General features: G+C 49.3%; 13 protein-coding genes and 1 tRNA gene. 13 read left to right on the forward strand and 1 reads right to left on the reverse strand.

Going from position 1 to position 13081, the window contains the following annotated elements:
* Positions 1-343: 343 nt before the first annotated feature.
* The 12 genes from Q320_RS0111635 to Q320_RS0111690 all read left to right on the forward strand — a co-directional run bounded on the left by Q320_RS0111635 (position 344) and on the right by Q320_RS0111690 (position 11804).
* On the forward strand, positions 344-2470 hold the full coding sequence (locus Q320_RS0111635) for a glycosyl hydrolase family 18 protein (RefSeq protein ID WP_035853504.1): 2127 nt from the start codon (positions 344-346) through the stop codon (positions 2468-2470).
* A gap of 266 nt (positions 2471-2736) precedes the next feature.
* Positions 2737-3165, forward strand: coding sequence for a type II secretion system major pseudopilin GspG (gene gspG / locus Q320_RS0111640; RefSeq protein WP_035853507.1), 429 nt, complete (start codon positions 2737-2739; stop codon positions 3163-3165).
* A gap of 12 nt (positions 3166-3177) precedes the next feature.
* Positions 3178-4356: a type II secretion system F family protein gene (locus Q320_RS0111645; RefSeq protein WP_027469151.1), complete on the forward strand. Its 1179-nt coding sequence runs from the start codon at positions 3178-3180 to the stop codon at positions 4354-4356.
* On the forward strand, positions 4353-6005 hold the full coding sequence (locus Q320_RS0111650; RefSeq protein WP_027469152.1) for a GspE/PulE family protein: 1653 nt from the start codon (positions 4353-4355) through the stop codon (positions 6003-6005). The genes Q320_RS0111645 and Q320_RS0111650 overlap by 4 nt, the downstream gene beginning before the upstream one ends.
* Positions 5986-6777, forward strand: a complete 792-nt coding sequence (locus Q320_RS20870) for a hypothetical protein (protein WP_027469153.1) — start codon at positions 5986-5988, stop codon at positions 6775-6777. Before Q320_RS0111650 ends, Q320_RS20870 begins: the two co-directional genes overlap by 20 nt.
* Positions 6774-7394, forward strand: a complete 621-nt coding sequence (locus Q320_RS20875; RefSeq protein WP_027469154.1) for a hypothetical protein — start codon at positions 6774-6776, stop codon at positions 7392-7394. The genes Q320_RS20870 and Q320_RS20875 overlap by 4 nt, the downstream gene beginning before the upstream one ends.
* The gene (locus Q320_RS0111665; protein WP_027469155.1) at positions 7391-7915 is read left to right on the forward strand and encodes a hypothetical protein; all 525 of its coding nucleotides are present in this window, start codon (positions 7391-7393) and stop codon (positions 7913-7915) included. Before Q320_RS20875 ends, Q320_RS0111665 begins: the two co-directional genes overlap by 4 nt.
* Positions 7915-8481 (forward strand): hypothetical protein, encoded by a 567-nt coding sequence (locus Q320_RS20880; protein ID WP_051534686.1) that lies wholly within the window; start codon positions 7915-7917, stop codon positions 8479-8481. Before Q320_RS0111665 ends, Q320_RS20880 begins: the two co-directional genes overlap by 1 nt.
* 11 nt (positions 8482-8492) lie before the next feature.
* The gene (locus Q320_RS19625) at positions 8493-10484 is read left to right on the forward strand and encodes a secretin GspD/PilQ domain-containing protein (RefSeq protein ID WP_051534687.1); all 1992 of its coding nucleotides are present in this window, start codon (positions 8493-8495) and stop codon (positions 10482-10484) included.
* Between the two features lies 1 nt (position 10485).
* A complete protein-coding gene (locus tag Q320_RS0111680; RefSeq protein WP_027469156.1) occupies positions 10486-10959 on the forward strand; it encodes a type II secretion system protein in 474 nt (157 codons plus the stop codon).
* On the forward strand, positions 10949-11323 hold the full coding sequence (locus Q320_RS0111685; protein ID WP_245591008.1) for a type II secretion system protein: 375 nt from the start codon (positions 10949-10951) through the stop codon (positions 11321-11323). Before Q320_RS0111680 ends, Q320_RS0111685 begins: the two co-directional genes overlap by 11 nt.
* On the forward strand, positions 11298-11804 hold the full coding sequence (locus Q320_RS0111690) for a type II secretion system protein (protein ID WP_027469158.1): 507 nt from the start codon (positions 11298-11300) through the stop codon (positions 11802-11804). The genes Q320_RS0111685 and Q320_RS0111690 overlap by 26 nt, the downstream gene beginning before the upstream one ends.
* Before the next feature lie 58 nt (positions 11805-11862).
* Here Q320_RS0111690 and nadA read toward each other — a convergent pair whose 3' ends face one another.
* The gene (gene nadA / locus Q320_RS0111695; RefSeq protein ID WP_027469159.1) at positions 11863-12777 is read right to left on the reverse strand and encodes a quinolinate synthase NadA; all 915 of its coding nucleotides are present in this window, start codon (positions 12775-12777) and stop codon (positions 11863-11865) included.
* A 228-nt stretch (positions 12778-13005) separates the two neighbouring features.
* On the opposite strand from nadA, the gene Q320_RS0111700 reads away from it, so the two are divergent.
* Positions 13006-13081 (forward strand) — tRNA-Gly (locus tag Q320_RS0111700).

Genomic DNA, 13081 nt, shown 5'->3' on the forward strand with positions numbered 1-13081 from the left:
ACGCTTACACAGCAATTAATCTGTTGAATTGCTTGTGTTTTTCATCACACCCCCCTGTTGACAAGGTAAATGTAGTCTGCGAAATTAGCGCTACGAAACGTAACAGCAGCGAATTCAAACAGGATCTGCGGCAAGAATTACGTTAGACGACTGGTATTATTTAAATCAACCTCCAGCGTCGAAAGTGATTGAAGAAATGAGCAACGCGGTTTAGCTAGGGGTTACACATACCACCCCACTCGTTTTGAAGCTCACTTAAATTAGAGAGTAAATTTCAATGCCATCACGGTGATGATGTTGAAGTTCTTACTAGACAAATTAATGGATGAGAGGAAATATTCAAATGAACTTCCGTTTAGCCGCAATCCCAGCAGCAATCGCATTCGCATCAGTTAGCGCATTTGCCGCTACAGCATGGACAAGCACAACCGTTTACGTTGGTGGCGAAATCGTTACCTACGCAGGCAAAGATTACAAAGCAAAATGGTGGACACAAGGTAACGTACCAGGCGCAGAACAATGGGGCCCTTGGGAACTCCAAACTGCGACTGCAACCACAACGCCAGTAGCAACAATCGCACCAACAGTAGCGCCAACAACTGCACCTACAGTAGCACCAACACCAGTAGCAACAACACCAGCGGGCAGCTGTGTTAACCCATGGAACAGCGCAACAGCCTACAATGGCGGCGCAGTTGTTTCATACCAAGGCCGCAACTATAAAGCAGGCTGGTGGACACAAGGTAACGAGCCATCAACTAACACTGGCTCTGGCAAACCTTGGACTGATATCGGCGCATGTGACGGCACAACAGCAACTGCAACGCCAACAGCAAAACCAACAGTGGCGCCAACTGTAGCTCCTACAGCACAACCAACAGTTGCACCGACTGTAGCGCCTACAGCACAACCAACAGTTGCGCCGACTGTAGCTCCTACAGTACAACCAACAGTTGCGCCGACTGTAGCTCCTACAGTACAACCAACAGTTGCACCGACTGTAGCACCTACAGCACAACCAACAGTTGCGCCGACTGTAGCGCCTACAGTACAACCAACAGTTGCGCCGACTGTAGCTCCTACAGTACAACCAACAGTTGCACCGACTGTAGCACCTACAGCACAACCAACAGTGGCACCAACTACACCGCCAAGCACTGGTGCGAAACAAGTTGGTACTTACTTTGCTGAATGGTCTATCTACGGCCGTAAGTTCTACCTGAAAAACATGCAAGACAGCGGTCAAGCTGCAAAATTGACGTTCTTGAACTACTCATTTGCTAACGTTTATAACCGTGGCGGCAAATACGTTTGTGACGCAACTGTAAACAAAGCAGAAACCGGCACTCAAGACGGTGGCGATGCATGGGCTGTATACCAAAAAGGCTTCAGCGGTGCTGAGTCAGTGGACGGCGTAGCAGATGCATACGGCTGGCCTACATGGGATGATCCACGTAACGGCAAGTCTGGCCCATTGAAAGGCAACTTGAACCAACTGAAAAAACTCAAAGCTAAAAATCCAAACTTGAAAGCAGTTATTTCATTGGGTGGCTGGACTTGGTCTAAGTGGTTCTCTGCAGCTGCTGCAACACCAGAATTGCGTCAAGCTCTGGTTGCTTCGTGTATCGATGTGTGGATCAAAGGTAATATTCCGTTTGATTCAGGCTCAAACGCAGGTGGTCCAGGCGTAGCTGAAGGCGTGTTTGACGGTATCGATATCGATTGGGAATACCCAGCAGTTCAAGGTATCGGCACCAACACTGTTTCTCCAGCCGACAAGCAAAACAACACTCTATTGATGGCAGAATTCCGCAAACAATTGGATGAGTTGAGCAAAACAACTGGCAAGAAATACCTGTTGACTGTTGCAATCGGTGCTGGCGATGAGAAAATCGCTGCGACTGAACCAGCTGAGTACAGCAAGTACCTCGACTGGATCAACATCATGTCGTACGACTACAACGGCGGTTGGGATGCAGCTGGTCCTACAGACTTCCAATCTAACTTGTACCAAGATCCAGCAAGCCCACGCACTGTTGATCCAAAAACAGGCAAAGTTAGCAAATACTATACTGATGCAGCGGTTAAAGACTTGATCGCTCGCGGTGTACCAGCTGCTAAATTGCACATGGGTGTACCATTCTACGGTCGCGGTTGGACTGGTGTGACTAATGCGAACAACGGTCTATACCAAAAAGCCACTGGCGCAGCGAAAGGTACTTACGAAGCAGGCATTGAAGACTACAAAGTACTGAAAGATGCACCAGGTACTGAGTACATCCACCCAGTAACTAAGCAAACTTACCGCTTCGATGGCTCAACTTTCTGGTCTTATGACACTCCACGTGACATCAAACTGAAAGCTGACTACGCAAAATCAATGGGCATGGGCGGTATCTTCAGCTGGGAAGCTGACGGCGACACCAACGATGGCGCTTTGGTTGAAGCAATGACGCACATCAACAAATAATAAATAGCAATTGCAAGACTTCAAACCCCACCCTTGCGGTGGGGTTTTTTATTAAAAAAAATGGCAAAAATTACACGAAACAAACAAAAACACCTACACATGCCAAACAGATAAAAACCAGCGCAAAGCAAGTAAATACAAGCTTTTAGCTCGCGCACAAAGTAAGAAAAACGCTTGCCGAAGCTGCTTTTAGGCATTAGCATGTCAGCTTAGTGGGTTGATGTACCACCCCATCTCGAACTACAAAATTCCAACCGAGATTGAAGATGAAAACTCGATTTTCCTTACGCAATCACAGCGGTTTTACGCTGCTTGAATTATTAGTTGTTCTACTGATTATCGCCCTCTTGGCCGGCTACGTCGGGCCCAAGCTCTTTGGCGAAGTCGGTAAGGCCAAAACCAAAACCGCAGCCAGCCAAATGAAGTCCATCGCTGGTGCACTAGACCAATATCGCCTCGATACTGGGCGCTACCCAAGCAATGAACTCGGCTTGAATGCGCTGACTAAAAAACCGCCAGAAGAAAACAAATGGTCTGGCCCTTACCTGATGAAAGACGTTCCGAACGATCCTTGGGACAAACCCTATATCTATCGTATTCCTGGCGAAAATGGCCATGAATACGATTTACTTAGCTATGGCTTAGATGGCAAACCAGGTGGTAGCGGTGAAGATACCGATATCAACTTCTGGTAAGCGCAGTAATTCATGCGTTACCAAGTCAAAGCCCTTGCCGCAGGCAATCTGCGCGAACTCGAAATGGATGCCGCCAACGTCGATGATCTGCGCGCGCGACTTTTAGAGCAGGGCTTACAACTGGTGAGCTTTAAAGCCGAACGAAAACTAGGGCTTTCGTTTGGTAAAAGTGAATTTCAAGTTTCACTGTTTACGCAAGAATTGATTGCTCTTTTGGAAGCCGGTTTGACCCTCGTCGAAGCGATGGAAACGCTGAAAGAAAAAAGCGGTCACGACGAAAACCGCACCGTACTAACCACGATGATTGAAGGTTTGTACCAAGGTTTACCGCTGTCCAAAGTGCTGTCGCAAATGCCGAACTTATTTCCGCCACTCTATATTGCCAGCGTTGGCTCGGCGGAAAAAACCGGCCATTTGGCTGATGCATTAAAGCGCTATCACCACTACGAAACTCGCCTTACTGCAGTGAAAAAGAAAATTATTTCGTCGCTGGTTTATCCGCTGGTGGTGATTGGGATTGGCGGCAGCATTATGTTGTTCTTGCTGTTTTATGTGATTCCCAAATTTAGTCAGATTTACGCCTCGATGAAAAACCTGCCCTTCGCTGCGCAAATGATGCTGTGGTGGGGTGATTTGGTTCACCAGCATGGTAAAGCCATGTTTATCGTGATGATTGCTAGCATCGTCGGCATCATCATGGCATTTCGCACCAAAGCGGTTCAATCGATGTTGATGGAGTTATTCTGGAAACTGCCTCGACTGGAAGAATACAGGCGGCTGTTTTCTTTAACACGCTTTTATCGCACTGTTGGTTTATTGCTATCAGGCGGTCTCAATTTAGTCGCGGCACTGGAACTGGCCGCACAGCTTTTACCCGTGACGATGCGCCTCGCATTATCGCAAGCCATTGTAGATATCAAATCAGGGCAGCAGCTTTCCAACACGCTACCGAAATACAATCTGACGACGCCTGTTTCAGAACGCCTGCTACGCGTTGGTGAGCAAAGCGGCGAGTTAGCCACGATGATCGAGCGCGCAGCACAGTTTTGCGATGAAGAACTCGATCGTGCGATTGAAATGTTTACCCGCCTCTTTGAACCCATTCTCATGTTGCTGATTGGTGTACTCATTGGCGGTATCGTATTTTTGCTTTATATGCCGATTTTTGAGTTGGCCGGGAATATGCAATGATTACGCTCGACCTCATCCAGCATTTGCGTAGCACGGGCGGCAATCAACCTTTGCCGGTGCTTCTGCAACAATCTCTAGGCCTCAATGATACGGAGTATTGCCTTGAAGTCAGCGGCTACCTTGGCCTACCGGCAATTACCCGCCTAGAACTCATCGCACTTAAACCCCGCTACGACCTGCTGGCCTTTGGCGACGCTGTTGCGCATCAATGCTTATTGGCTGAAGTGCCACAGCATGGTTATGTACTGATTCTGTCCGACCCGTTCAGCCCCGTGGTTCGCAACTGGGCGCAGCAGCGCATCACCGTTGCTTTCCGCGTTGCCTTTGCACTATTCGACGATTTAAAGCAGTACTTCGACGAATATGAAACCTCGCATCGTGCGATGGAGCAAATGGCGGTCGGTGAAAACCAAGAAATCAGCAAGGACGGCATTACCGAGATTTCACTGACCACTTTGGCGCAAGATGCCAAGCCGGTCGTGAAATTGGTGAACTCAACGCTGTACGATGCACTCAAAGCCAAAGCCTCCGACATCCACATGGAAACTACGCCGCAAGGCATGACGATCAAGTATCGGATTGATGGCGTATTGCTGCATGCTGGTGGCGCCAATGGCGCTGAAATGGCTGAGCAAATCGTATCGCGGATCAAGGTTTTAGCCGAATTAGATATTTCCGAACATCGCGTACCGCAAGACGGCCGTTTTAAAGCCAAAGTAAATAATCGCGACGTCGATTTCCGTGTTTCCATCATGCCGTCGATTCATGGCGAAGATGCTGTATTGCGGATTTTGGATAAACAAGGTGGCGGCGATGCATTTAAATCGCTGCGCCTAGAAACGCTAGGCCATGAAGAACAAACCATGGCAGCGATTCGCTCGCTATCGCACGAACCGTACGGCCTACTCTTAGTGACTGGCCCTACCGGTTCAGGTAAATCGACGACGCTCTACGCCACGCTATCTGAAATTAATAATGGTGAAGAAAAAATCATCACCATTGAAGATCCGGTCGAGTATCAACTCCCTGGCGTATTACAAATTCCGGTGAATGATAAAAAAGGCCTGACCTTTGCCCGTGGTTTGCGCTCGATCTTGCGGCATGACCCCGACAAAATTCTGGTTGGTGAGATTCGCGACGGTGAAACGGCGAATATCGCGGTGCAAGCGGCGCTAACGGGTCACTTGGTACTCACCTCAGTGCATGCGAATAATGCTTTCTCGGTCATTGATCGCTTTATTCATATGGGTGTCGAGCCGAATAGTTTTGTCGACGCACTGATTGGTGTCGTCGCGCAGCGATTGATTCGTAAAGTGTGCTCGCATTGCGTTGGTGATGATAATCCAAGCGTCGAGCTGCTCGCTGCCTCCGGTCTCACTCGAAGCCAAGTCAGTCAATGGACTTTCCGCAAAGGTGCGGGCTGCCCTGCCTGCCGCAACACCGGCTATTTAGGTCGTAAAGCAATTGCCGAAGTGTTACGCCTCGACGACGACCTCAAGCAAGCGATTGCCAAACATGCACCCGCTGTTGAACTAAAAAAAATCGCGCTCAGTAACGGCTTTATCTCTATGCGACAAATCGCCCTTAACGCCGTAGCACGCGGCGAAACAACATTACAGGAAATCAACCGTGTCACCTTTGTTGATTAATCACTGTGCTTGGTTTGGCAAACAACGAATTCGCCTTTCGAGCGTGAATTTCGGTGGTGAAGTGCTGAGCCGCCGCCGCGCATCGGTCGATCCATCGCCCGACGTATTGGTTCCGCGTTTACAAGAAATGTTTAATCAAGTGCCACGCGGGCGCTTAAAACAAGATCGAGTCGATCTGGTGTTTGGTTCGCCTTGGGTGCGCTATGTTTGCTTGCCATGGCAAAGCAGCTTGAGCAAAGACAGCGATTGGGAGAGCTACGCGCGGCTTTTACTATCACAACAATACGGTGTGAGCACTGACTCGTGGCGAATTCGTATTTCTGCAGGCAGTTTTGGTCAGCCTCGGATTGCTGCCGCTTTTGAAGAAGGACTCTATCAAACCTTCGCCGAATTATGCCGCGCCAGCAAACTGAAATTAGGCAAAGTAGAGCCACTGTTTACGACCGCAGTGAATCAGCATCGCCGCAAAATGAAAGATCCAGAACACGCTTTAGTGATTATGGAAATGAGCCACGCGATTATTGGCTTTTATCGCGAAAACGCGTGGCAAGGCATTATGACTTTGCCAGTACAACTCGATAATGATAATCAGACGCTTTCTTTAGCGGCGCTGGTGCGTGAAGCGGCAGTGCTCAGCGGGCAGTTTTTACCCGAGCATATTTATCTCACCTCATCAGATCTCACACTTAAGAGTGTTAAATCGGCTGATTTTGACTTTGAATGGCTGGGCGCAGTGCACCCGCAATTTCTCGCAGTGGACAATCACGAATGAAAGCACTGCAACTCGATTTCAACCAAAAACCATCGGTCACACCTTGGCTAGGTTTGCTGCTGACTGCACTGGGCATCGTCGCCGTCTTGTGGGTGATGACGCAAATGGATATGGCCAAAGAACAAAAAAACCAGCTTGAATTGCGCGAAGATGAGCTCTCATTACGTCTCAAGCAGCGCGAAAGTAAAATCACCGCCGAACGCAACGCCTCTCCTGTGTCTGCCAAAGTAGAAAAAATTCGTCGCGATCAAATGCTGAGTAATGACATTGCATTTGATATTCTGGAACGCGTTTGGGAGCAGCAGATTGCGTTTACACGGCTAGAAATTGCGACTGTTGAACGCGACATTAAAATGGATCTTGAAGCTAAAACGCTTAACGACGTTTTATTACTGGTGGATCGCTTAGTCTCACAAGAGGACGTTAAACAAGTCTCTCTAGCGCGCAACAGCATCAAAATTGGCGACCCACAACTGCCTGCCGTTGCCGCCATGGAAATCTTCTGGCGCGCGCCCAATGGCAGCAAAGCTTCTGCAATTGCCAGCGCACCGATGGCCATTAAAGCCAGCGAGATTGCTAGCCATCCTGTCGCAAAAGCAAAAGGAGCCAACCGATGACTAAAGCTCAAGTCATTTGGTATCTGCGCCTTATTCCGCGCTACTCAGGCATATTGGGTATTGCTGGCCTCGCCTTGCTGGGCTTTGCGCTAATGCTCTATACCCAAGACTTTAAACCCTATCAGCAAGACCTAACAGAACGTGAAGCCGTGCTGGAACGCAAGAGCCAGCAGTTGCGCGTGCCTGCACTAATGACTGTGGATAGCGATGCGCTACCGAAACTCAATCGCCACGATACATTTACTTTTTTTCTGCGTCGTCTGAACGAACTCGCCGCTAAAAATAAAGTGGTCATTACTCAAGTTGATTACAAAACCCAGCCTGAAGCCGACGGCAAATTGCAGCGCTACAGCATGCAATTTCCAGCTAATGCTAATTATCTTGAGCTGCGTCGGTTTTTGCTGGAGCTACAAGCCTCGCCCGGCGTGCGAATTGAAAGCCTTAATTTACAAAGACAACAAATTTCTGATGACAAACTCGCCATCCAGATTCAGCTTTCATATTTGACGGAGGTGCATTGATGCTCTCTCGTCCTTTGCAATTATTGCTTGGCTGTACCTTAGCAGTAGCAGCCTATTTTTACTGGCAGGATCAACAAGCTGCTGAGCCCGAACTGGATAGCCTAGCCAAACCGGCGTCAAAAGCAATTCAAAAGACGGCCAGTGAAGCGGCGAGTAAAACCCAATCGATAACAGCGAGTGCAGGCAGCCATACTAGCCCAGCAAGCGCAGCCTCAGTCGTATTGGGAATTGGCATTGCGGATTTATTCCCTAAGCAATCTTGGGTTCCGACGCCGCCACCACCGACTAAACCACCGCCACCGACACCAACACCGGTGCCAGTGGCGCCTCCTTTGCCTTTCCAAGTCACTGCGACATGGAAAGAGAAAAATGCGCTCTATGTTGTCATCGAAGGACAAGGGCAATCGCTTGTTCTTTGCACGAAGTGCGAGACTTTGGGCCGAATTCAACCTGGCGATAGTTTAATGGGCGTCTACCGCCTCGACAAACTATCGCCCGATATGTTGACGTTTACTTATTTACCATTAAATCAGCAGCAATCGCTGTCGACGGGAGGAACGCCGTGAAACGAGCGTTAATGACCTCAATGATATCGCTGGCCTTCTTAGCGGGTTGTGCCGCTGATGTGGCGCGGTATAAAGCTGAATCCTACCAAGATGAAGGCAATCCAGAAGCTGCACTCAGAACTCTGCAAGCGCAGCTGGCGAACAGCCCAAGTGATCTTAAGCTACGCTCGGCCTACCAAAACAATTTGCTGCGCTTTGTCGGGCAATTGCAAAGTGAAGGCGATCAAGCACGCAATCGTGGCGATACGGCGACCGCGGTGAGCCGCTATCAGCAAATTCTCAGCTGGGACGCCAATAACTTCCGCGCCCAAGAAGGAATTCGCTTAGTTGAGATTGGTATTCGCCATACTTCGATGCTCAAGTATGCAACGGAAATCAAAGATACTCGCCCAGATGAAGCACTCACTTTAGTGACACAAATCCTGGCTGATAATCCGCGCAATACTCAAGCACAGGTGCTCAGAAACGACATCGAAAATCGCAAAGCACGCGAAGTGAATCTGCGCCCAGCATTAGCGCAAGCACTGAAAAGCCCGATTTCGCTGCAGTTCCGCGATCAAAGCATGATGAGTGTGTTCGATATTATTTCGCGTATCGGCAAAGTGAATTTTATTTTCGATAAAGATGTACCACCGAATCTAAAAACCACGATTTATGCGCGCGATACCACCGTCGAAGATGTCATCAATCTGATTTTGGCGACCAATCAGCTAGATAAAAAAATCCTGAATGACAATACCATTCTGATTTATCCAAAACGTCCAGATAAAGACCGCGATTATAAAGACATGGTCATGCGGACTTTCTATTTATCCAATGCCGACCCGAAACAAGTGCTGTCGATGATCAAGCAAATGGTCAAAACGCGCGATGTCTATATCGATGAGCGCCTCAGTATGCTGGTGATGCGTGATACCCCCGATGCAATCGCAGTGGCTGAACGCCTAATTGCAGCGCAGGATATTCCACAATCCGAAGTCTTGATGGAGGTTGAAGTCCTTGAAGTGACCAATAACGACGTCTTGGATCTGGGTATTCTGTATCCAAGTACCGTCTCAGCAACGGTGTATGGCAATGCAATCGGCGCAGTACCTGTCGTCACGACCAATACCGTCGGTAACATCACCACATCAACGACCACCAATGAAACCAAAGTGGCAGGTTCGGTTACGCTCGATCAGATTGGCAATATCAATAAGAGCGATGTTTTGGTGAATCTGGGCGTACCGACGATCACGGCCAATTTCTTGCAGCAAAAAGGCCGCACTAACGTGCTGGCGAACCCGAAAATTCGGGTAAAAAATCGTGATAAAGCCAAAATCCTGATCGGAGATCGCGTGCCAGTAGTGACCAACACGATTTCGAACGGTGTTACCAGCGAAAACGTGAACTACCAAGACGTTGGTTTAAGCTTGAATGTTGAGCCGACCTTGACAGTGGATAATGAAATTAGCGTTAAAGTGAGTATGGAAGTTTCGAATATTGTTCGTTCGATCCCAACTAAAAATGGCTCATTGCTGTATCAAATCGGAACTCGTCGTGCCGAAACGAATATGACAGTACGCGATGGCGAAACCCAAGTTCTGGCAGGTCTGTTATCTCGTACAGAGTCGGACGCAGGGCAAGGTATTCCATTCCTCAGCTCGGTGCCGGTGCTTGATCGTATTTTTGGTACGAAAAAGTCCGAAAACAACAAAACCGAAATCATTTTGCTGATTACACCGCGCGTCGTTCGGTCGTTGCCGATCCCTTCGTCGCACATTACCAACTTTGAGAGTGGCACCGAAGGTTTCATGAGTACGGATCCTTTACGCCTTAGAAACTCATCAACGGTAATTATTAACAACCAAGGTGGCTCACCAGCGCCTTACGTACCTCCTGCACCACCGCCGCAACCAGAACCACAGCAAGCGGCACCGGCACCTGCGCCAGCTCCAGCAGCGCCGCAACAGCCTGCAGAAGCCACGCCGCTACCACGCAGTGGAGGCACGGGACGTCGTTAATATGCAAAAAATGCAGGGGTTTACGCTGATCGAATTGATGGTGACTTTAACCATCCTTGCCGTCCTTGCGACAGTGGCCTTGCCGCTGTCGCAAGTGGCTGCAACACGCAATCGCGAAGATGAATTACGCCGTGGCTTATGGCAAATTCGCAGCGGCATCGATCAGTACAAAGCCGCAGTGGACGCTAATCGCGTGAATAAATCGCTCGATGAATCGGGCTACCCACCGACACTCGATACACTCGTCGAAGGCGCCAAAGATCTCAAAGATCCGGCAGGCAAGAAAATCTATTTTCTGCGCCGTCTACCGCGAGATCCATTTTGCGATTGTCCGAGCAAAACCAATGCTCAAACCTGGGGTTTACGCAGCTACGCCAGCCCACCTGAAGCCCCCGCCGAAGGCCGTGACGTGTATGATATCTATTCAACTGCTGGCCAAACTGGCCTGAATGGAGTCCCCTACCGTGAATGGTAAGCAACATCGTGGTTTTACCCTTATTGAACTTTTAGTCGTTCTGGCGATTATGGCCAGCCTCTTAACACTGGTCGTACCCCGCTACTTCCAGCAAACAGATCGAGCACAAGAAACCGTACTCAAGCACAACCTAGTCGCCGTTCGCGACGGGATTGATAAATTTTTTGCCGACACCGGCCGCTATCCAGCCAATTTGGATGAACTGGTGAGTAAAAAATATTTGCGCGAGCTACCGCTTGATCCGATTACCAGCCGACGCGATTCTTGGATCATCATCCCGCCCGAAAGCGGTAGCGGTGTCTATGACCTAAAAAGCGGCGCAGAAGGCAACAGCAAAGATGGCACGCCGTTTAGCAGCTGGTAAAGCCAGCCACAGCGCCCAGCAAGGCTTTGCCTACGTCTGGGCGTTGATGTTGGTGCTGATTATGGGGATTTATCTCGCACAGGTCGGCGATGCGTGGCAAAACCGCATCCAGCGCAATAAAGAAGAAGAACTGCTACGAGTGGGCAATGAAATTCGCCTCGCCATCAAGCAATATTCCGAACAAGGCACCGCAGGCAGCGCGCAATACCCAAAAAATATCAAAGATTTGGTGCAAGACCCCCGCGTCCCCTTCCCACGCCACTATCTGCGTAAAGCCTACAAGGACCCGATGACGGGCGATGATTGGTCGTATATTGGCGGCCCTGGCGGCGGGTTTATGGGCGTGCAAAGTAAATCGACGGCCAAGCCGCTCAAAACCGATAACTTCGAGACCGAATACACCAGCTTCAAAGAAGCCAAATCCTACCAAGACTGGCGCTTCGCGCATTGGCCAAACCAAGGCGGCCTCGGTAGAAAATAATAAGGGTATATACACGCAGCCATTATTTGAAAATAGCTGTACGCATATACCCTATCAATCAAGCGTAATAGCGCTGTGAAAACTCAAGCATACGTTCAATTGGCAAACGCGCGGCATCCATATCGGCTGGCGTCAGGTAATCAATCACCGTGCCCTTGCCTGCTTGCGCATTTTTCACCGCATTAATCGTATTCATTTTCATATACGGACAAGAATTGCATTGGCAACCTGCGTAAATCGGCGCTTGTTCAATATTCAGATCTGGGCGCGCCAAACGCATATTGTACAAAATGCCATCTTCCGTCGCGACGAAGATCACGCCATCTGGCTCTTTGTCGTAAGACTTAATCCAGTTCAGCATTCCCGACGTTGAACCCACGTAATCAGCCAGTTTAAGCACCGGTAGTGGGCTTTCTGGGTGCGCAATCAGGTATTTAGCAGTGGTGCAGGCGGCGAAGGCTTCATCGAGCGCCGCTTGGTTAAACTTGTCATGCACTTCGCACACCGCCGACCACAGCGGCATTTCGTAGCCATGCTGATAGTTCAAATAGCCGCCCATATTGTAATCGGGCGAGAAAATGACCTTTTTGCCTTCGGCGTACAGGTGCGCGATGATATCGTCCACATTGCGGCTGGTCACAATCCAATCGCTCAAGGCTTTATGTTCGGCCGAGCTATTGATGTAAGACACATGCACGTGATCGGGATACGATTCGCGCCACGCTTTGAGCGCCGTCACGTCAGTCTGTGTTACCAGCGAACAGGTCGAGCCCGCGTCAGGCAAAATCACTGTCGCATTCGGATTTAAAATCTTCGCGGTTTCGGCCATAAAACGCACACCTGCAAACACAATAATGTCGGCATCGGCATCGCGGGCAAACAAGGATAATTCCAAACTATCTCCGACCTTATCCGCCATTTGCTGGATTTCGGGGGCAGTATAATAATGAGCAAGCGTGACAACGCGGGGCATGGGACGATCCTCAATCTGGCAAATCAATAAAGGCGATGCGGCAAGCACATCGAAATCAATCCCCGAATATTATCACGCCAACAGCCCTCCCCTCAGCATCAAATACCACTAAAACGACCATTGATCCCGATTTCAAACTAAAAATATTTCACATAGACTTGACACCACCCTCGCCCTTGTCCATAATTCGCCTCCTCTGCAAATCACATCGAAATGCAAAGCACGGATGCGGGATTAGCTCAGTTGGTAGAGCGATACCTTGCCAAGGTATAGGTCGAGAGTTCGAGTCTCTTATCCCGCTCCA

This window comes from Deefgea rivuli DSM 18356 (genome assembly GCF_000620145.1).
Classification (GTDB): Bacteria; Pseudomonadota; Gammaproteobacteria; order Burkholderiales; family Chitinibacteraceae; genus Deefgea; species Deefgea rivuli.